This is a genomic window from Ruegeria sp. HKCCD7251, assembly GCF_013031165.1.
Classification (GTDB): Bacteria; Pseudomonadota; Alphaproteobacteria; order Rhodobacterales; family Rhodobacteraceae; genus Ruegeria.
The window spans coordinates 291,012-311,103 of record NZ_WPZC01000004.1 but is presented as its reverse complement, the minus strand read 5'-3'; the positions used below and the strand labels follow the sequence as shown (position 1 = coordinate 311,103).

The 20,092-nt window shown below is 57.7% G+C and carries 18 protein-coding genes; 3 read left to right on the top strand and 15 right to left on the bottom strand.

Translation table 11 applies throughout. From position 1 onward, the window contains the following. Window positions 1-62 precede the first annotated feature (62 nt). The gene (gene lptF, locus GOX75_RS12985; protein ID WP_171123707.1) at window positions 63-1,202 is read left to right on the top strand and encodes an LPS export ABC transporter permease LptF; all 1,140 of its coding nucleotides are present in this window, start codon (window positions 63-65) and stop codon (window positions 1,200-1,202) included. Here the strand turns inward: lptF and GOX75_RS12980 are convergent. Further along, window positions 1,199-2,029 carry a LysR family transcriptional regulator gene (locus tag GOX75_RS12980; RefSeq protein ID WP_171123705.1) on the bottom strand — a complete coding sequence of 277 codons (831 nt, stop codon included), beginning with the start codon at window positions 2,027-2,029 and terminating at the stop codon, window positions 1,199-1,201. The genes lptF and GOX75_RS12980 overlap by 4 nt on opposite strands. Window positions 2,030-2,129: 100 nt before the next feature. Between GOX75_RS12980 and GOX75_RS12975 the strand changes: the two genes are divergently transcribed. Then, the gene (locus GOX75_RS12975; protein WP_171123703.1) at window positions 2,130-2,720 is read left to right on the top strand and encodes an HD domain-containing protein; all 591 of its coding nucleotides are present in this window, start codon (window positions 2,130-2,132) and stop codon (window positions 2,718-2,720) included. Here the strand turns inward: GOX75_RS12975 and speB are convergent. The 10 genes from speB to GOX75_RS12925 all read right to left on the bottom strand — a co-directional run bounded on the left by speB (window position 2,717) and on the right by GOX75_RS12925 (window position 13,755). Continuing rightward, entirely contained in the window at window positions 2,717-3,559 is an 843-nt protein-coding gene (gene speB / locus GOX75_RS12970) for an agmatinase (protein ID WP_171123701.1), read from the bottom strand. The genes GOX75_RS12975 and speB overlap by 4 nt on opposite strands. Then, window positions 3,556-4,725, bottom strand: coding sequence for a carboxynorspermidine decarboxylase (locus GOX75_RS12965; RefSeq protein WP_171123699.1), 1,170 nt, complete (start codon window positions 4,723-4,725; stop codon window positions 3,556-3,558). Before GOX75_RS12965 ends, speB begins: the two co-directional genes overlap by 4 nt. Window positions 4,726-4,809: 84 nt before the next feature. Next, window positions 4,810-6,021 (bottom strand): saccharopine dehydrogenase family protein, encoded by a 1,212-nt coding sequence (locus GOX75_RS12960; RefSeq protein WP_171123696.1) that lies wholly within the window; start codon window positions 6,019-6,021, stop codon window positions 4,810-4,812. Window positions 6,022-6,035: 14 nt separating this feature from the next. After that, window positions 6,036-7,925 carry a biosynthetic arginine decarboxylase gene (gene speA, locus GOX75_RS12955; protein ID WP_171123695.1) on the bottom strand — a complete coding sequence of 630 codons (1,890 nt, stop codon included), beginning with the start codon at window positions 7,923-7,925 and terminating at the stop codon, window positions 6,036-6,038. 101 nt (window positions 7,926-8,026) lie between these two features. Continuing rightward, window positions 8,027-9,109 carry a DUF1513 domain-containing protein gene (locus GOX75_RS12950; RefSeq protein ID WP_171123693.1) on the bottom strand — a complete coding sequence of 361 codons (1,083 nt, stop codon included), beginning with the start codon at window positions 9,107-9,109 and terminating at the stop codon, window positions 8,027-8,029. Between the two features lie 3 nt (window positions 9,110-9,112). After that, window positions 9,113-10,123 (bottom strand): imelysin family protein, encoded by a 1,011-nt coding sequence (locus GOX75_RS12945; protein ID WP_171123691.1) that lies wholly within the window; start codon window positions 10,121-10,123, stop codon window positions 9,113-9,115. Beyond that, the gene (locus GOX75_RS12940) at window positions 10,123-11,637 is read right to left on the bottom strand and encodes a di-heme oxidoredictase family protein (RefSeq protein ID WP_171123689.1); all 1,515 of its coding nucleotides are present in this window, start codon (window positions 11,635-11,637) and stop codon (window positions 10,123-10,125) included. Before GOX75_RS12940 ends, GOX75_RS12945 begins: the two co-directional genes overlap by 1 nt. Further along, window positions 11,624-12,109 (bottom strand): bacterioferritin, encoded by a 486-nt coding sequence (gene bfr, locus GOX75_RS12935; protein WP_171123687.1) that lies wholly within the window; start codon window positions 12,107-12,109, stop codon window positions 11,624-11,626. The genes GOX75_RS12940 and bfr overlap by 14 nt, the downstream gene beginning before the upstream one ends. Continuing rightward, a complete protein-coding gene (locus tag GOX75_RS12930; protein WP_171123685.1) occupies window positions 12,057-12,350 on the bottom strand; it encodes a bacterioferritin-associated ferredoxin in 294 nt (97 codons plus the stop codon). The genes bfr and GOX75_RS12930 overlap by 53 nt, the downstream gene beginning before the upstream one ends. Window positions 12,351-12,483: 133 nt before the next feature. Beyond that, on the bottom strand, window positions 12,484-13,755 hold the full coding sequence (locus tag GOX75_RS12925) for an imelysin family protein (RefSeq protein ID WP_171123683.1): 1,272 nt from the start codon (window positions 13,753-13,755) through the stop codon (window positions 12,484-12,486). Window positions 13,756-13,990: 235 nt separating this feature from the next. Here GOX75_RS12925 and GOX75_RS12920 point away from each other — a divergent pair, with 235 nt between their 5' ends. Next, on the top strand, window positions 13,991-14,536 hold the full coding sequence (locus GOX75_RS12920; RefSeq protein WP_171123681.1) for a DUF2796 domain-containing protein: 546 nt from the start codon (window positions 13,991-13,993) through the stop codon (window positions 14,534-14,536). 8 nt (window positions 14,537-14,544) lie between these two features. Here the strand turns inward: GOX75_RS12920 and GOX75_RS12915 are convergent, their stop codons facing one another. The 4 genes from GOX75_RS12915 to GOX75_RS12900 form a co-directional block, all read right to left on the bottom strand. Next, window positions 14,545-15,786 (bottom strand): membrane dipeptidase, encoded by a 1,242-nt coding sequence (locus GOX75_RS12915; RefSeq protein WP_217354433.1) that lies wholly within the window; start codon window positions 15,784-15,786, stop codon window positions 14,545-14,547. Window positions 15,787-15,814: 28 nt separating this feature from the next. Next, window positions 15,815-17,026: a carbohydrate porin gene (locus GOX75_RS12910; protein WP_254428778.1), complete on the bottom strand. Its 1,212-nt coding sequence runs from the start codon at window positions 17,024-17,026 to the stop codon at window positions 15,815-15,817. A 3-nt stretch (window positions 17,027-17,029) separates the two neighbouring features. Beyond that, window positions 17,030-18,409, bottom strand: a complete 1,380-nt coding sequence (locus GOX75_RS12905) for an amidohydrolase family protein (RefSeq protein WP_171123679.1) — start codon at window positions 18,407-18,409, stop codon at window positions 17,030-17,032. A 185-nt stretch (window positions 18,410-18,594) separates the two neighbouring features. Continuing rightward, window positions 18,595-20,010 (bottom strand): FAD-binding oxidoreductase, encoded by a 1,416-nt coding sequence (locus GOX75_RS12900; protein ID WP_171123677.1) that lies wholly within the window; start codon window positions 20,008-20,010, stop codon window positions 18,595-18,597. Window positions 20,011-20,092 lie beyond the last annotated feature (82 nt).

Here is a 20,092-nt window from a genome sequence, read left to right as displayed (position 1 = left end):
GTTTCCACGGCTTTCCGAATACAATACTGTCGGCGGGAACTTGATCAGACGGATGGAGTCTCATGTCGCGCTTCGATGGCTATTTCCTGCGGCAACTGCTGATTCTGTTCGGCTTTTTCACCCTGGTTCTGGTGGGTGTATTCTGGATCACCCGGTCGGTCAGCCTATTTGACCGCGTGATCAGCGGCGGGCAGTCGGCAATGGTGTTTCTGGAATTTACCGCCCTGACCCTTCCCACCCTGATACGAACCGTGATGCCGATGGCGGTGTTCGCCGCCGCCGTCTATGCCACCAATCGTCTGAGCCGGGAAAGCGAACTTACGGTCATGTTGGCCACCGGGTCCAGCCCGTGGCGGTTGGCGCGTGCCGTGTTTCTGTTTGGGCTGATAACCGGGCTGATGATGGCTGCGATCAGTGTGTTCCTGCGCCCCGCGTCCGTTGATCAGCTTGAACGACGTCAGGCCGAGGTCGCAGGCGATGTCACCGCCCAGCTATTGAATGAGGGTGAGTTTATGCACCCCGCGGTTGGTGTGACGGTTTATATCGGGCGGATTGACCTGGACGGGACGCTGTACGAGGTGTTCGTCTCTGACCGTCGGGATGAGGATAATCCGGTCAGCTACTCAAGCAAAACCGCCTATCTGGTCAATAGTGGCGAGGGGATACACCTTGTGATGGTGGACGGGGTCGCTTTGCGGTTGACCAAAGATGGGCGAACGCTGTCTTCGACCCTGTTTGAGGACGCGTCTTATGACATCTCTGGGATGACAAACACCAACCGGATAAATAATCGCAGTCTCGAAGCCATTCCCACCCTCGAGCTTTTGCAAAGCCGGGACAAGATTATCGCGGCAGGGGAGTTCAGCGAAGGTGAGTTGATCGACGAACTGCATCAGAGGTTTTCGTGGATTGCCATATGCGTGGCTGTCGCGATGGCCGGATATGCCACTTTGATGTTGGGAAGTTTCTCAAGGTTCGGGCTGTGGCCGCAGATTTTCGGGGCGTTTACGATTCTGGTTCTGCTCGAGGGCGTTCGGGGATTTGTGTCACCTGTCGTGATCGACGATCCGGATCTGTGGATATTGCTTTACCTACCAGCGATTTTGGGCATCTTGATTTCATGCGTGTTTCTGTTGATCGCAGGACGCCCGCTTTTGCGGACCAGACGACGAAATGCGACACCAATGCCGACTGCGGCCTAGCTTGCTCCTCTAAGGTCTGTCACGCACCCCAGAACACTTTCCAGGGCAGGGCTGTTCTTCCGGGCGATCAGGTAAACAGGCAGCAAAAGGTCGCGCGAACCGATCACGCGGCATAGATCGCCAGCGTGTAAATACTCAGCAACGAGATATTCGGGGAAATAGCCGGTTCCGCCCCTCTTGAGGATATAGCGCAGGGCCATCATGCAGTTTCCCAGAAAGACCGATTGAGTCGACGCCTGTCGCGCGATTGACCGAATGTGATCCTGATAGACCTCGCCCAATTCCAGATTAACGAAGACGGGATCGTGCAGGTTGGTTGTTGCCTGAACCAATATCAACCGTTCTGGGACAAGTTCCTTACACTCAACCCGCGCATCTGTTGGTTTTTCATGTGTCAGCGCAGCGTCAAGTACATGGGTCGCCACGGCGTCGACCATGTTCAGATCGTGATCATAATTCAGCGTCAGCAGAATTTGCCCAAGACGCTGTTCAAAGCGCACCGCGAGGTCGACCAGCAAGGGGTCCCAAATGCTGAGTTGCGCACCTAACCGCAAAGCAATCCGGTTCTGTGTTTGTGCAGGCAGATCGCGGGATGCAAAGGACCAAAGCGACAGCATCTGTTCCGCATAGGGTCGGAATTGGCGTCCGAATTCTGTCAGCCTTGTACCCCCGGCACCGCGTGTGAATAGGGGCTTTCCGGTTTCTTCTTCGATCAATCGGATACGGGCGCTGACAGCCGTCTGGGTGATGTTCAGCTTGCGGGCCGCCGCGTGAAAGCCTCCTGACTCGGCAACGCATAGAAAGGTCTCAAGGGCTTTGGTTTGCATATTGAAAGTATTTTTTGATTGATGTGATAAAATCAATTCATTTTTTTGGGCAAGCAGTTTGCGCTAACCTCGCTGAACAAATCAGCCAAAGGACCGCGCGATGCTGGACAAAAGCCACAAACCCACCTGGACCAGTTTCGAGGAGGCGACCAAAGCCGACTGGGATGCCGTCATCGAATATGAAGAGGCCTATAACGCCGCTCTGCCCGACCGAATTCTGGATGCGATCCGCTCGCTGGACGAAGATTGGACGCCTTATCCGGTGAATCGCTACCAGCACAGTCTTCAGGCCGCGACCCGCGCCTATGAGGATGGCGCGGATGAGGAATTGGTCGTAGCGGCCTTGATCCATGACACTGGCGATATTCTGTCCCCCTACAATCATGGTGAGTTATCAGCCGCAATGATGAAGCCTTATGTCAGCGAAAAGACCTATTGGATTTTGAAACATCACTGTGTCTTTCAAGGGTATTACTACAATCATCATTGGGGCGGAGATCGTAATGCCCGCGACAAGTACCGCGACAGCCCGTACTGGGAGGACTGCCGCTATTTCTGCCACGAATACGATCAGAAGGCGTTTGACCCGGACTATCCGACCAAACCGTTGGAGTTCTTTGAGCCTATGTTGCGCCGCGTCCTGAGCAAGGGTGAAGGGCACATGGAACTGAATGAAACGTCCGAGGGTTAACAGGCTGCCATCAGTCGATAGACGATTTGTGCCGCGGTAAAGTCCCACGCTGCATTGCCGTCGGGGGCCAGCTCGACCACGTCGAAGCCTACGCATTTGCGGCCCTTCAGGGCGTGTTCGACCAGGCGCAGGGCTTGGTAATATCCAAGCCCGCCCGGAACCGGGGTGCCGGTGGCGGGCATCAGCGACGGGTCCAGACCGTCTACGTCAAAGCTGACATAGACCAGTTCGGGAAAATCCTCGGGCAGGTTGACCGCGTGGATATTGCCGGTGACCAACTCCTCGGCATCCACGTGGAAGACGTGGTTTTTCAGACGGCTTTGGGCTTCTTCGGTGGAAAAGGCGCGGACGCCGAATTGGGCCAGTTTGACGCCTTGCTCGGCCAGCAGGTGCATAACCGACGCGTGAGAGTGTTTCTCGCCCTGATACGCGTTGCGCAAATCGGCGTGGGCGTCGATCTGCACGATCCCTATGGGTTGGTTAAGCGCCCGTGCCACGCCCATTACCGCGCCGTAACTGAGCGAATGCTCCCCGCCCAGCGTCACCGGCACCTTGTCTGCGCGGATGGCGGCCTCGGTGCGTTGGGCCAGCCGTTCCATCACCTTGGGCAGCGGGCCGTCGCAGTCCAGCGGGGGTTCGGTAAAGATCCCCTCGACGCAGGGTTCGGCATGGCCGGTAATGCGCTCCAACTCATTGCTGGCCTCGATGATGGCTTCGGGGCCCTTGGCCGTGCCCGCGCCATAAGACACGGTGCGTTCGAGCGGCACGGGGATCACGCGAAAGCGGGCGGATTCGCTGCGTTCCGCGGCGGTGAGTTCGCTGTCGAGGAAGATGCTCATGAGAGTCTCTCTTTGAAGTCGTCATAGCCGAATTGCCGGATGATTTTCAGGTCGTCCGTATCGCTATTCCACAGGGCGATGGTGGGCAGGGGAACGCCGTTGAACGTGTTGGTCTTGACCATCGAATAATGCGCTTGATCGAGGAAGGCAAAACGCTGGCCGATTTCCAGCGGCTTGTCCCACGTGTAGTCGCCGATCACGTCGCCCGCGAGGCATGAGGGGCCACCCAGACGGTAGGTATGGCCTGTTGCGGCCTCGTCCATCAGGGCGGGGCGATAGGGGGCTTCGATCACGTCGGGCATGTGGCAGGTGGCCGAGATATCGGTGATCGCAAGACTCATGCCATTGGTCGGCAGGTCGAGGATCTCTCCGACCAGAATACCCGCGTCCAAGGCGACTGCCTCGCCGGGTTCGAGGTAGATGTCGATATTGTAGGTTTCGCGGATGGATTTGATGAAAGCCACCAGACCGTCCCGGTAGTAGTCATCACGGGTGATATGGTGCCCGCCGCCAAAGTTCAGCCATCTGAGCTGACCCATGAAGGGTTTGAGCTTATGTTCGATTGCCGCCCACGTGCGTTGCAACGGTTCGAACCCCTGTTCGCAGAGCGTGTGCATGTGCAGGCCATCAACCCCGTTCAAGGTTTCGGCGGTCAGTTGGCTGACCGGTGTGCCAAGGCGCGAGCATGGTGCGCAAGGGTCGTATTTCGGAATTTCACCTTCGGAATGTTCGGGGTTGATGCGCAGGCCGACCTGAACTTTGGCGCTTTCGGCCTTGCTCAGAAACCGATCCTTTTGCGCTGGAGAGTTGAAGATGATGTGGTCCGAAAGCGACAGGATCTCGTCGATATCCGCGTCCTTGTACCCGGCGCAGAAGGTTGCGACCTCGCCATCATATTCCTCGCGGCCCAGACGCGCTTCGTAGATGCCGCTGGCGCAGGTGCCGCCAAGGTGCTGGCGCACCAGCGGGGCCAGAGAGAACATCGAAAACGCCTTGAGCGCGCTGAGGAAATGCGCGCCTGACCGGGTGCCGATGTCGGAGAGGATGGTCAGGTTTCGTTCGACGGCTTTTTCGTCGACCACGAAGCAAGGGGTGGGGACGCGGTTAAGATCGAAATTACGGAAGGCACCGGCGTCTCCGGCTTGGGTGGTCATCATGTCGGACATGTCAGGCGTCTCCGATTGTGGAGAGGCCGGGGGGCCAGCCCCCCGGGCCCCCCGGGATATTTATAGCCAGATGAAGTTCCGGATCTAGAACTCGACTGGGCCGTCGAGTTCGTGGACTTGCCACGGGAGGCCGTGATTGTTCAGCATGTCCATGAAGTCATCCGGGTCGAGTTGTTCCATGTTCCACACGCCGGGTTCGCGCCAGTTGCCTTTCAGCACTTGTGCCGCGCCGATCATGGCGGGGACGCCAGTGGTGTAGCTGACGGCCTGGGAGCCGACCTCAGCGTAGCATTCCTCATGGTCGCAGATGTTGTAGATGTAAAAGGTCTTCTCGCCCGAGCCGTCCTTGGCTTGACCTGTGGCGATGTCGCCGATGCAGGCTTTGCCCTTGGTTTCCGCGCCCAGATCGCCGGGATCGGGCAGAAGGGTTTTCAGGAACTGGATAGGTATGATTTCCTTGCCGTCATGCATCACCGGGTCGATGCGGGTCATGCCGACATTTTCCAGCACCTTGGCGTGCATGATGTAGGCGTCACCGAAGGTCATCCAGAAGCGGGCGCGCTCGATCTCGGGGAAGTGAGTGCTAAGCGATTCCAGCTCCTCGTGATACATCAGGTACATGTTTTTGGGGCCGATGGCGGGGAAGTCGAACTCGACCTTGTGGGTCATGGCGGGGGAGTGTTTCCATTCGCCACCTTCCCAGTGGCGGACCTCGGCCAGCACTTCACGCAGGTTGATTTCGGGGTTGAAGTTGGTGGCGAATTCCTGATCGTTGCTGCCGCCATTGGCATCCAGAACGTCGATCTGGCGGATTGTCTCCAGCTTGTGTTTCTTCAGCCATTTGGCGAACACGCTGGTCACGCCCGGATCGAAGCCCGAGCCGAGGATGGCGGTCAGGCCCGCCGCTTTGAACCGCTCCTGATAGGCCCATTGCCAGTGGTATTCGAACTTGGCCTCATCCTCGGGCTCGTAGTTCGCGGTATCGAGATAGTGGATTCCGGCCTCGAGGCACGCATCCATCAGCACCAGATCCTGATAGGGTAGGGCGAGGTTCACAAGGATTTCAGCGCCGGTTTCCTTGATCAGCTTGACCGTATCTTCAACCTTGTAGGCGTCCAGTTCGGCGGTCTTGATATCCACGCCGACGCGATCCTTAACGGCCGCTGCGATGGCGTCGCACTTTGATTTTGTGCGGCTGGCCAGCGTGATCTCGGTGAAGATATCCGAATTCATCGCCATCTTGTGCACGGCTGCGTGGGATACGCCGCCGGCGCCGACAACCAGTGTTTTGCCCATGGTCTGTCTCCTTCTTATTCGTAATAGGTGTAGCCGTTAATCGAGTCGCGATAGGCGCTCATCAGGGTTTTGCGGTCCTTGGCTTGCAGAGTACCGGTCGAGATCGCCTCGTCCACCATTTTGCGGAAAGCGGCGACGCAGTCTTGCGGGTCGAATTCGACATAGGACAGGACCTGGCTGATCGTGTCGCCCTCTTGTTCATGCAGCAGGTCGAAGCCGCCATCGGCGCGCAGGTCGATGGTGACGACGTTGGTGTCGCCAAAGAGGTTGTGCAGATCGCCCAGCGTTTCCTGATAGGCGCCGACGAAAAAGACGCCCATGAAGTATTCGCCCTCATCCGGGAGCGAATGCACCGGCAGGCTGGGTGAGACCCCGTCGGCCAGAATGAACTGGTCGATCTTGCCGTCGCTGTCGCAGGTGATGTCGGACAGGACGGCGCGCCGGTCGGGGGTTTCGTTCAGACCTTGCAGTGGGACGATCGGGTGCAGTTGGTCAATGGCCCAGACATCGGGCAGGGATTGGAACAGAGAGAAGTTGCAGTGGTAGATATCGGCCACTTTCTCAAGCTGGTCATCCACATCTGTTTCCAAATCATCACTGGCCGCCAGCGCCTTGAGGCGGGCCATCAGGGATAGGTAGATACGCTCGGCGCGGGCCATCTGGCGCAGGTCGACATAGCCGCGTCTGAACAGCGCGCGCAGTTCGTTGCGATAGAATGTGGCGTCGTTCCAGCATTCCTGTAGGCGGGGTTTGCTGAGGTATCCGTGAACGGTTGCAAGATCAGCGACCATGTGATGATCGTCGGGTTCAACCTCGGGGCCGGTTGGGGCGTCGTAGAGCGTGCTTTCCAACACATTGAACACCAGCATCGAGGATGTAGCCACCACGGCCCGCCCGCTTTCGGTGACAAGCGTTGGGTGGGCGATCTCGGCCTCATCCATGGCATAAGCCACGGTTTCGACCACGTTGGCGCAGTATTCCTCGACCGTGTAGTTGATCGAGTTCTCGGCGGCTTTCTTCTCGCCCGTGTAATCCACGCCCATGCCGCCGCCGAGGTCCAGATGGGTCATCGGCACGCCTTCGCGCGTGAGTTCGGTGTAGTAGCGACACGCTTCGCCCACAGCACGGCGCACGTCGTTGACGTCCTGTACCTGACTGCCCAGATGCGAGTGTTGCAGTTTCAAGCAATGCAACAGCCCCGCGTCGCGCAGTTTGTCCACCGCTGCGACAAGTTGGTCAGTGTTCATGCCAAAGGCCGAGCGGTCGCCTGAGCTTTCTTCCCATTTGCCGCTGATCTGGTTGGTCAGCTTCACCCGCACGCCGATCAGCGGTTCGATGCCCAGCTCGTTATAGACCTTGATCACTGTGTCGGCCTCTTTCGGGCTTTCCAGAACGATCACGGTATTAAAGCCGATCTTGCGGCTGAGGATGGCCAGTTGGATGAACTCGGCATCTTTGACGCCATTGCAGACAATCAACGCCTCAGGCGCAAGGCGATGCGCCAGCGCCACAACCAGTTCGGGTTTTGATCCGGCCTCAAGCCCGTAATTGTACTTCTTACCGAACTCGACGATGCGGTCGACGACCTGCGCTTGCTGGTTCACCTTGATCGGAAAGACGCCGCGATAGGAGCCTTTGTAGCCCACGCGCGCAATGGCGTCGCGGAAGCTTTCGTTCAGATGCGCAATTTCATGTTCCAGATAAGAGGAAACCCGCAGCAGCATCGGGGCCTTGATCCCCCGATCATCCAGATCGGCCAGAATCCCGGGCAGGCTGATCGCGGCAGCGTCGGGCGCGAGCGGATTGCGCAGACCGATTTCACCCTGCTTCGTCACCTCGATCAGGTCTTTGCCCCATTTATCAACCCCGTAGATGGAATGCGGTGCGTCGGGCGTCTGTTTCAATCGAGTCAGTCCTTAACTCAGAGGGGAGCCGGTGTTTCGCCCGCCAATACGGTAGCTGTTTGATTCTTCCAAGTGTAATCTAAGGGGTGGATTTGCCCAAATTACGCCGGACGTCCCACGGGGATCAGGTGGTTGTCCCATTGGCAGTCCTGCCGGGCCGACGTTTTGACCGTCGCGCCCAGCGTTCCAACCGCGCCGGTGCCTGTGGTGTACACAAACCCGTCTCCGCCGGTGCCAAGTCCGCAGACGTCATCCAGTTCGAAAGCACCTATCAATTGACCGTCTTCGACACGAAATTGGTGCAAAGCGTTTCCGCGGGGACAGGTGATCGCGACCGATGCACCATCGCCGGAAAAAGCGATGCTGCCGGCATAGCCTTGCAACCTGCTTTGATACGCATTCGGGGCGGATAATAAGCGGATTTCGTCGCCCGGTCTGTGCAGGCCAAGCAGGGGCGGGTGTTCAATGGTTTGACCCTGCCATTGGGTCGCAAACCCAATCAGCCCGTCAGGCCGGACCGCCAGATGACGGATCGAGTTCTGGCGCAGCCCCGGCGGCAATTCGGCCTGTTCAAGCATGGAGCCGTCGAGGTCCAGATAGGTGAGGTTCGGCTGCATGACCGGCAGGTTCAGCTTGGTGCGGCCGGTGTCGGGGTGCGTTTCAATCCCTCCGTTGGCGATGACCAGTGTTTTCCCGTCCGCCATAAGGCGAATGTCATGGGGGCCGGTTCCCCCTGACGGAAACTCGCCCAACCGAGTATATTGTGCAGTCTCCCAGACACCGATCACGCCTTCTCCGGCTTCGTAGTCATTTTCTGTTGTGAATAGTCGGGTGCCATCCTGTGAAAATGCGCCGTGACCGTAGAAGTGTCTGCCGTCAGGCGCGTTTAACGCCGCGGTTTGCGCACCTGTTGTGCAGTCGATGATCACGGCAAAGGTCCCCGGTCGCCGCGCGAAGGCAACAGCCTGCGGGCGATGGGGGTGCGCGGCGGCGGCGTGGCCTCGGGCGGGCAAGATCAGTGAGAACAGAATACTTCCATCCGCCAACAAACCGACCAAACGGTGTGATCCATCAGGAAACAGGGCGGCGGCCAGATAGTCGGGCGCACCGATGGCCGCCCATCCTTGGGTGGGGGCAAGGCTAGCCGCAGCCAGTCCTGCCAGAAATCGGCGGCGGCTGGTCATACCTTAATCCCCATCTAATGCGTTGAATCCGGCATTGATGCCCAATGTCGAGCCAAGGTCACTAGTGGCAACCGACCGGAGTTCGTTGATCGACTGTTGCAGAGCTTCAACCCGCAATCGCCCCTGAGGTGTCGCGATGCCCGCAAGCCCCGGATCATCCAAACGCTGCGCGCGGTCGATGGCCTTTTCGAACGCTTTGGCCAGGTCGGTGTCAATCTCGGGGTGATCAGCCGACAATCGCGCCGCAAGATCCCGCAATGCGATCAGGGACAGTTCGACATGGCGCAACGAGCGTTCAGATCGCCGCGCCTCGGCACGCTTGGGCCGGGGGCGGTCTAACGCTCCTAATGGCCGCCCGAGGCGGGTGTTGGCCGTGAATTCCAACCCCGTGACAAGCGCCTTGTACAGCTCTTGCACGGCTTCACTGTCCGAGCGGAATGCGCTTTGGCCTCCGGGTTTGGTGATTTGACTTGCGTATGACACCCAATCCGCATCAATCGCATTGGCGTTGTGATTGATGTCGACTGCGATTGCTTGAACAAGGGCGCATCGGTACGGCTCGTCTTCGGTTTCCATGAAGGCGGGGTCGTACAGCATCATCTCCAGCGCAAAGAAACCGCGCCCGGCGACTGACGTCTCAGCAAATCCTTCGGGCGTTTCGACGGCGGAATCCCGAACTGCGATCAGACCTGACAGCGCCTTGGGTGTGAACCCTTTGGTATCGGGCCAGAACGCCAGCGCAAATGCCCGGTTGTCGGTCTCGGAGGGACCGAACCGCAAATGACTTACTGTAATCCAGCGATCAAAAGCAGCATGATAAGCCGCGCGCAATTCGGGAGATGTGGCTGCGCAATCCCCTTGCGCCGCGCTGCTAAGTGCGCCGGTTGCCTTGGACAAACGCGCATAGCCGGGCAGGATGTGCCCTTCGACCACGTCCGTCAGGATCGGCCCCCGGTCCTGAGCTGTTGCGGGCAAAGGAGTCATTAGAGCGCAAGCGAGCAGAACGGCACGCACTACAGGCTCTCCAAAAACCGGATGAGGGCCGCACGGTCCGCCTTGGGCAGCGTGACAACCTTGTCGCGTGCCACCTGAGCTTCGCCGCCATGCCACAGGATAGCTTCCAGCAGCGATTGCGCGCGACCGTCGTGCAGGAACTGGGTATGCCCCGAAACCTGCTCCGTCAGGCCAATTCCCCACAACGGCGGTGTACGCCACTCGCGGCCTGTCGCGCGGGACTCGGGACGGTTGTCGGCAAGACCCTCGCCCATGTCGTGCAGTAACAGGTCGGTATAGGGCCAGATCAATTGGAAACTATGCTCGGGCCGGTCTTCCAGCCGGTGCGTGACGTGTGATGGCGTGTGGCACGCGGCGCACCCGCTGTCGTGAAACACGCGCTTGCCGCGCAAAACTTCGGCATCGTCCACGTCACGACGCTCTGGCACACCCAGATTACGGCTGTAGAAAACGACCAGATCCATGCCCTGCTGGTGTATTTCAAACTTGCGATCGTCACCGTCTCCGTGCGGGGCGCTTACACATTCTGCCTGCAATTCAGTGCAGTCCCCATACGCTGCCGGGTACAGGGGACTTGAAATTCCGATGTCCCCGGCAAAGGCCGCAGCGGATTGCTGCGCAATCGTCGGCATACCAGCCTTATGCCCAAAGCGGCCCATCATCGGCGCGCCATATTCGATCGACCAGATGATATTCGGTCGGCCCGAAATACCATCGCCATCTGCATCGTCGGGGTCAGCCTTGGCGAGCAGGTCATCGACGGGGATCGCCTCAAGCAGTCCCAACCCGATCATCTGCGGTGCGACACGCGGGCTGAGCATCGCATCGGGGTGCAGAGGGCCATAGCCCAGATCAGCGGCCTTATACGTTGGTTTGCGCAAGACGACAGTTTCATCGCCCGAAAGCTTTATGGGCACGTCCTCGTAAGTGATGTCCAACCTGTATTCCGCCGGGTGACCGAGCAGGGACAGGTCCTGCATCTGTCCGCCGTAGTTCGGCTCGGGCTGTGTGGCGATGTAGTCTTTGATCTCCTGTATCGGATCCCCGCCGGGGATCGACACACGCAGAAACATCGAAATGGCGTTGTCATCCGGCCCATTCGGCGTGTGCCCCCGACCGTCCTTGAGGTGGCAGCGTTGACACGAGCGCGCGTTGTATAGCGGCCCCAACCCATCCGTAGCCAGGGTGGAGGACGGCGATGAGACCCAGATTTTTTTGAACAGCCCATTGCCGACTTTGAAGTCAAGTTCCTGGGCGAATTCCAGATTGCCGGACGGTTGGGAAAACGCATCCGCGTCGGTGCGCAGGCGCACGGTTGCTGCGCCCGCAGGTAGTTCTTCAAACCGTTGTGGGGCGTCGAAATCCAACGGAGTAGCCGTGACAGCCGCAATCCGGGATTTTTCGTCTTCGGTGGTGGGGATGACGTTTAAGTGCAGGTCTTGTAATTCGGCCGACAGGGATGGGGTCGTCGCACAAACGGCCGCCACCGCAAACGAAAGCTTACTCGCCTTCATCCATTTTCGATGCGTTGAGGTGTGCATAATTGGCCTCGCCGATCCTTTCAAACAGATCAAGCTGCGTTTCAAGAAAATCAATATGCCCTTCTTCATCGGCCAGTAATCCTTCAAACAGAGACATGGTGACGTAGTCCCCGGCGCTCTGACAATATTCGCGCGCTTCCTTGTAGAGGGCCCTGGCGTCGATCTCTGCCGCCAGGTCGCATTCGAGTGTTTCCTTTGGGGTTTGCCCGATGCGTAAAGGGTCCAGTTTCTGAAGGTTTGGATGGCCGCCAAGAAAGATGATCCGCTCGACCAGCTTGTCCGCATGCCCCATCTCTTCGATGCTTTCCTCGCGGCTTTTCTTGGCCATGTGACCAAGACCCCAGTCTTCCTGCAGACGATAGTGAAGCCAGTACTGGCTGACGGCCGTCAACTCATGCCGCAGAGACTTGTTTAGATATTCTATGACCTTTGGGTCGCCCTTCATTCGTATTCTCCTGTGATGCATCGGTGCGCAACGCACGAAGCTGCATTGGGACTTCCAGTTTGTCGCTGGACCGCATCGTGTCTAAGAAAAGCGGTATGCAACCGCCACAATCCGCAGACTTTCCAAGGGCATGGTAGATCTTTCCGGGCGTGATGACCGCGAAGGGATCAGCCGAGCGCATCCAGTCAATCGCTGATTGGATGTCGTGATCCGTTATATTTGTGCAGTGGCATACGATCATAACGACTCGGTGCTCGATATATTTCTTACTTAATTAGTAAGTTATTTACCTTTGGTCCAGAGTCAACTGGTGGGTCTGCGGGATCAAGGATGCCGGAGGCGTGGCAAAAGACGCGCCTCCGGCAATGCTTGAGTTACTGGAAAACAGCGTTTGGGTTGTCCAGACTGTCCGAGCCTTCAAACTCGATCTGGTCCAGTTCCAGAGCTGTGACGATCCGCTCGATCGTCTTCGTCTGATCGACCAGACCGTTAACGCCGCCCATGATCAGTTGTTCACCGCCTTCGTTGCCACGCTCGAGCATCTGGTCATAAGCAAACCCGGCCTCAGCCGTGGATTTCAAGCGCCCCAGCGCCTGCATTGTGTTCGCCAGCTTGATCTTCATCTCGGCGTCCAGTTTCGGATTGCTTGACGACACCAGATCAGACAGAGATGCACCGCTGACCGGGGTGCCGTCTATGCGGGTGTAGCTGCCCAGATAGACATTCTGGATACCAAGCCCGTCATAGTAATGGCTGTTGTGCGTGTTGTCAGAAAAGCAATCATGCTCTTCCTCGGGATCGTTCAGCATCAGGCCAAGGCGCATCCGCTCACCTGCCTGTTCACCGTAAGACAGCGAACCCATTCCGGTCAGAATGGCAGACACACCGGCGGTTTCGTCCACGGCCAGAGCGGCCCGCGCTTCGCCGCCTTCTTTCCATTGATCGGCCATCCAAGCCAGATGGCTGACCAGCAGGTCGGTGGCCGCACTCAGGTACTGCGCGCGGCGGTCGCAATTGCCGCCTGTGCATGCATTGCCCTGCACGTAGTCCGTGAAAGGACGGTTTCCTGCGCCAGAACCGTGGCCGTTCAGGTCCTGACCCCATAGCAGGAATTCAATGGCGTGATAGCCGGTCGCGACATTGGCCTCGATCCCATCCGCTTCGTGCAGAGTATCACTTAGAAGGGCCGGGGTGATCTCGGTGGCGTCAATTGTTTCGCCTGAAAGGTCGAAGCTGGGATTGGCGATCACGTTTAGCGCAGCGAATTCGTTTTCGTCGCTCGGGCCGCCATAGGACGCATCGACATAGTCGATCAGCCCTTCGTCCAACGGCCACGCGTTAACCTTGCCTTCCCAATCGTCGACAATGGCATTTCCAAAGCGATAAACTTCGGTCTGCTGATACGGCACGCGCGCTGCGATCCATGCAGCCCGGGCAGCGTTCAGTGTTGCATCTGACGGTTGTGCGATAAGCGCGTTCACGGCCTTCTGCAGGGACTTTGCCGCAATCAGGCTGTCTTCGTATTTCGCCTCGGCAATGTCGGCATAAGTGGTCAGGACATCGGATTTCGAATGAGTATCGCCCGCGGCAAACGCGGTCGCTGCGGTAAGGGTCAGGACGCTGGTGGCGGCAAATAACTTTGTCATCGGGGTAGAGTCTTCCATTGCTGAAACGGTATTTGGCGGGCATCACGACGCTTGCTAATTGATAACTGAGTGAAATAGTCAACAATGTCAACCTGACTTTTATTGTCGGATACTTTCCTCGTCGAAGCCCGCGCACTCCCCATATTTGGTGGGGTCTTGGGGGCTCGTGTTGTGGTTGTACGGGGTGTAATACAGATTAATTTTTTGAGGCGCAGAGCTCAGGTTGGGTGTTGCCGTGTTAAAGAAGTTTTTTGTTTTAGTTTTGGCCTTGATTACCGCAATCGCCGTGCCATCCACGCAGTCCAAAGCGTATGGGCAGGTCGGGTCAGGCCGCCTGAATATAGCAATTTCGGATGGGCAGATCACTTTGTCATTGTCTGCCCCCGGTTCGGAAATCATGGATCAATTGAGTGTCGAACAAGACAGCCAAACACGTGTGGCGATTGCAGTCTCGCGCCTGTCTGACCCGCTGGAATTGTTTCGCATGGCTGAAAGTGCAAGGTGCTTTGCAACCTCGGCCAATGTCACACTGCCGGGAAAACGCTTTGGCGTGATTTCCGACAAGGGCGGAGAAAGAGATCAGGCCAAAAATTCTGAGTTTCACGCCGATTATGAGATCAGGTGTCAGAACATGGACGCGTTAAGGGAAATCGAGTTCCGGTATTTTGATCGTTTCCCAAGCGCCAAGACACTGGCGGTGAAAATCACCGAAGCCGAAGGAATCAGCACACAGCAGGTAACCCGTACAACGCCGGTTTTAAGCGTAGCCCCCGCGCGCTGACTTTCGGTTCAGCGAGAATGGAAAAGGTTCCGAAATTCCTGCCGCATGCGCAGGCGTTCGGGGTATTCCTGCAGGAATGGTTGCGGAGGTTTGCCTTCCCAAACCTGCGCATAGACCCGCATCTTGTTGCCGCCGTAAATCTTCGCCAAGTCCTCGTTGCTGTAACCGCGCGTCCACAGGTCGTCAGTGATTGCGGCCAAAATCTTGGCAAGCTCTCCGTTGCCGGTTGCGCCTTTGTTGAAAGCGTCAATCATGTACCCACCATCGTCATACATGCTGGCATTGGCCGTCGCGAATTGCACCACAAGTTCGAGTGAGAACATGTCGTCAGTGGCGATGCCCACGTGATCAACGCCCACCAGTTGCACGTAATAGTCGATCATGTCCGCAGCTTGCTGGGGTGAGATATCCTCGGGCCAGATGCCGTCCATCATCCATTCCGTAAATGTGGGCGAGACATAGCCGCCCGACTTGGCGGCACGTAAGGCTTCATCGTCGGGGATCGCGCGATAGCACCCGCGCGCGGTGGCTTCTGGCGCGTTTTTGTACAGCCCGGCAGGAACCGAGTGGGTATAGACATACGGGACGCCGGGATAGGTCTCGTCCATGTAATCCATAGCATCATTGGCGGTTTTTGACCCGGTATGGCTAAGGTCCAGTAAGATCCCAAACCGCACCATTTCGTCGATGACGGACTTGCCCCACGGCGTCAGGCCAATGTCACGCCCGTTATACGCCGCCAGTTGCCCCGAACCGGTTCTGAAAATGTCGTTATAGGCAAGGATCATGCTTTTGATCCCCATGTCCTTGAGTAACGCCATTTTAGTCAGGTCGCCGTCCAGAACCGTGGCTGTCTGACTGTTCCAGATCACAGCCGTCTTACCTTGGGCATGGGCTGCTTCGATGTCGCGTGTTTCGTTCACGATCAGGTAGTTCTCTGGCTGCTGGGCCATCGCCGCCCGAAAGTGATAGTGCTGTTCAAGCAGCGCTTCAAAAGACATGCCCGCCGCCGCAAGCGTCATTTCGTGCCCGGTTATACCGTTGTCTCGGGCGCGTTCGAAATAGGTGTGAAGCTGGTCGTATTCCGTCCAACCTGTGCCATAGGGGCTGGCCAGCATACCCAGAACAATCGTGTCCTGAACAAATTGCTTGGCCTCATCAGAGGCGTCCCAGGTTTTGCTTTCCTCGCTGGCAAGGATCGGGGTACCCAAAGACAGAGCCAAAATACCGGCGGCGATCAATTTGTTCATCAGGATACTCCTTTGGGATAGGCGGATGTCAGAAGACGATGCGCGTGCGAAGGCTGAACAGGGCGATGCTGTCCTGATCGGGATTAAGCAGCGGGTTGGAAATGAATTGGGCAGACGGCGTGATCTGCAGCCCCGGCGCAATCGAGAACCGATAAAACGCTTCGAGCGTGATCTGATCCCCGTCCACGCCGCGCGCCTCGGCCCAGTTCAGGCCCAGACCGGCAAGGTCCGTATTGCGCCCATAATACCCGATACCGGTCGAGACGGATCGGTCGTACAAAGCTGCCGTTCCCTTAGAGGCACCTGCGCGAAGGAACGGCATCCACGTGTTGCCAACGAACCACGCTGCGGAAAAGGCGGCACCGTAGTCTTCGGCGCGGCTGCCGTCTTCTGCGGCGTCTGCATGCCAAAGGGTCAGGTGGACATTGTCGAAGTAGATACGATCAAAGGCAGAGGTATAGCCCAGTTCTAACGACTTAAAGAGGTTGCCGTCGCTGAACACGTTGAAATTCGGGTCGGACGGATCCGCGTTGGCGTCGGCGATGCTGGCCACCGCGTATAGGTTGTTGTTGAGTTTAAGCCCCCCGGCGATCCCCAGCCCCTGATTGGGGGTGTTGATCGTGGGGTTTGTGTTGAAGGCGAGGTTTTGAAAGCCGCCATAGGGGCTGACCAGCCCGTAGATATCAACGAAATCCGTCACGTCGATTTGCCCGACCTGCAGGGTCCATGCGCCGTTCTCGGCGCGCTGGGTCCAGAACAGATTGGTCAGCAGAAGCCCGCTATCGTTGAATGCGGTGCCGGTGATCGACAGCGCCCCCCCGTCTAGTCCCAGAAACTGTGGCGCGACATCGGTATAGCTGCGGCGATCTTCGATCTTGAAGGTCAGCGAGCCAAGGTCGCTTGCTTGCCAGTTCCCATAGAACCGCGCGATACCTCCGGCGGCTTCGGCTTCGCCCAGATCAGCATTCGTTGTCTGTCCAAGTGCGAGATAGTCGATGTTGAACCGAAAGCCATTCTCGGCAAGGCGATCTTTCCACGCAAACCAGTTCGGCGCGATATTGCGGGGAAAGTCTGATCGGTATTGCGGGTCGGTCAACCCGTCACCGGGCTCAAGCTCTGCGCCGACAGATGATGGCCCGGACAAACCCTGCGCCAGAGCTGCAGTGCCGCAAGACATGAACGCCAGTGACGCGCCGAGCATTTTGATCGTCCCGAACCCCTCGGGCCAGTGAATAGGCAAGCGTTACTCCAGCGTATTCTTGTAGATCACCCCGTCTTTCATGATCAGGCGAATGGTCTCGGGGCTTTCGGGACGCGGATCAGCGCCGAACCACTGATCACCGGTGCCAACGACGGAAAAATCCTCGAGCGGGTTGCCGTCGATCAGCAGGATGTCGGCATAGGCGCCTTCTTCGATCACACCCAATTTGCCCGCAGGGTAGGGGTTCATGAAATCGCCGGACAGGGCAACGATCTCACCACCTGTCGAGGTCAGCGTTGTCATGGACACGAAGGGGCCGAAGAAATCGTTGTTGAGCTTCTTCTCATAGGCAATCTGGATATTACAGGCTTCGACCGAGCCGACGCAGTCGGTCTGAAACCCGCGTTTGACAGGACATTCCTTCATGTTGTCGATATAGCCAGCAAAGGTCTCGGACGCAGACTTGGCCTTGGCGAGGCTGGACGGCACGCTGGCAACGGCGGGAATTTCCAACAGGCCGGGGTCGAATGCGGTCAGGTTGGTCGTGATGTAGGCACCTTTCTCGTTCATCAGTGCGGCGATTTCGCAATCAAAGGAAAACCCGTGTTCGATGCTTTTGACGCCCGCGTTGAGCGCATTCATGATGGCCTCTTTCCGGTAGGAATGTGCCATGACGTAACTGCCGTATTCACTGGCAACCTGCACGGCGGCCTCAATTTCTTCGGGGGATCCGGCCAGCAGTTGCCACGGGTCAAAGGCAGACACCACGCCGCCCGACTGCATATATTTCAACTGCGTCGCGCCCATCCGAAAGTTGTTCCGGCCAAATTTCTGAACGTCTGCAACGCTGTCAACTTCCTGTGCCATGTTCAGGCGGCTGAAATTCGTCGACGCGCCGGGTGGAGAGGTAAAGCTGGCGAAATCCGCATGTCCGCCCCGCGTGCCGAGAAACGCACCTGAAGGATAGTAACGCGGACCAAGTATTTGCCCTGAATCAATGGCCCGGCGCAGCCCTCCATTCGCGCCTCCGGCGTCCCGTACAGTTGTGAAGCCCTGCATCAGGTACATCTCGGCCATACGCGTGCCGTGGATGCCGAAATCCTCCCACGTGGCATTGGCTTCCATCGCGGGAATGCTTGGCCCCATCAGCATCAGATGCGCGTGCGTTTCGATAAACCCCGGCGTCAGGGTGCGGCCTTCACCGTCGATCACAGTGGCATTGGGCGCGTCTATCTGTGAGGTCGAGACAGCTTTGATCAGGTTCCCTTCGACCAGAACGTTTGCGTTTTCGACCCGTTGTTCATTCACGCCGTCGAAGACATGTACGTTGGTGAAAAGCGTTTGCTTGGGCGTGGCGTCCTGCGCAAAAGCAGCGCCCGAAAAAACGAGTGCTATGAGCAGGTTAATCTTGGAAAGCCGCATCCATCCCTCCTGATCAAGTTGGTTCTTATTCTATCATATTTTTGAATATGACGGGGATGCCCGCGCGGCGTCAACGATTTGAAAAGGGCGCATTTGCGTATGTCGAACAATGAGCGTCACGGTTCGATCACCCTTGACGGCGACCCGTGTTTGGGCCGCCGTCGGATGGCATAACCCTGTGCCGTTCAGGTCGGCAGGATATTATGATTGACCCTAAACAGGTTGCCGGGGTCGTACTTGCCCTTGATTTTGGACAGCTTGCTGCCGTTCGCGCCGTAGGCTCCAGCCATATGGTCGGCCTCATCCTCGGGCATGAAGTTCACATAGGCGCTGCCGGTCGCGTGCGGCTGCATCCTGTCATACAGAGTACGCGCCCAGTCGATGCATTCGGCGTCCTTGGCGGGATCTTCCCAACGTGTGTGCACATTCATTATGAAATGCGCCGACCGTTGTGGATAGGCCGTTGAATCTGCTCCAACCCGTGCCATCGCACCCCCGACATGGGCAATGAACACCTCGCACGCCGGATCCGGAAGCGTGGCAATGCCGTCCAGCAATCCCGTTATCGCATCCGAAGACAACGTTTCGAAATCGTGGCTTTTCCAATAATTTCGAGCGCCGGGTGTCAGAAGAGCATCGAAAGCAGCCTGCCAATCCACGAAGGAATGCGGCGAGATAACATCGACAATCGGATCACCCAACGCGCGCAACCCGGCGACGGCCTTTTCGCCATCCTCCATTGCACCGGCATAGCAGGCGGCAAAGATCAGGATTTCTCGTCCGTGCCACTCTTCCGGCAGGAAGGGTAATGGCGGGGCCTTTCGCATGACGCTCCAGACGGTCAGCTCGTCCGGTGATGTGTCCGCGATTTTGGCATATTCTGCCAACAGCGCAGGGGCGTTTTCAATGGGATGCACAATCAAGCCTGACAGGACCTCTGGCCCCAAGTCATGCAATTGAAACTCAAAGGACGTCACGACGCCAAAGTTTCCGCCGCCCCCACGGATCGCCCAGAACAGCTCGGGGTGACTGCTCGCGGATGCGGTGACAATTTCGCCCTCTGCCGTAACAACCTCAGCCGATACCAGATTGTCGATTGTCATGCCGAACTTCCGCGTGGTCCAGCCGAAGCCACCGCCAAGCGTAAGTCCGGCTATCCCTGTGGTCGAGTTGATACCGGTCGGAACGACAAGACCGTGGGCCTGTGTCTCGCGGTCCACATCGCCAAGCAGGGCACCCGGAGCGACCCGCGCAGATTTTGCAATCGGGTCAACGTGGACGGATCGCATATGCGACAGGTCCAGCATGACTGTTTCGTCCGCAACCGCGTGACCTGCAATCTGGTGGCCGCCAGATCTGACAGACATCACCAACCCGGCATCGCGCACGAAATTGACCGCCTTCTGAACATCGCTGGCGCCCAAGGCCCGGATCACGAAACCGGGGTATCGCTCGACCATACTGTTCCAGGTTGTTCTGGCTTCGTCGTATTCGGGGCTGCCGCGAAGATAGACGCCCCCCCTGAGCGATGCGCTAAGGGCATCGAGCGCGTCTTGATCAACCGTTACCATATCGCCGTGCAGCGACTTCAAATCAAACATTGGGATAACCTTTCATTTGCATAAAAGGTTTCTTGCGCTACTGCCCCAGTAATCGAAGTTCCACCTTTTCCCGGTGTTGAAG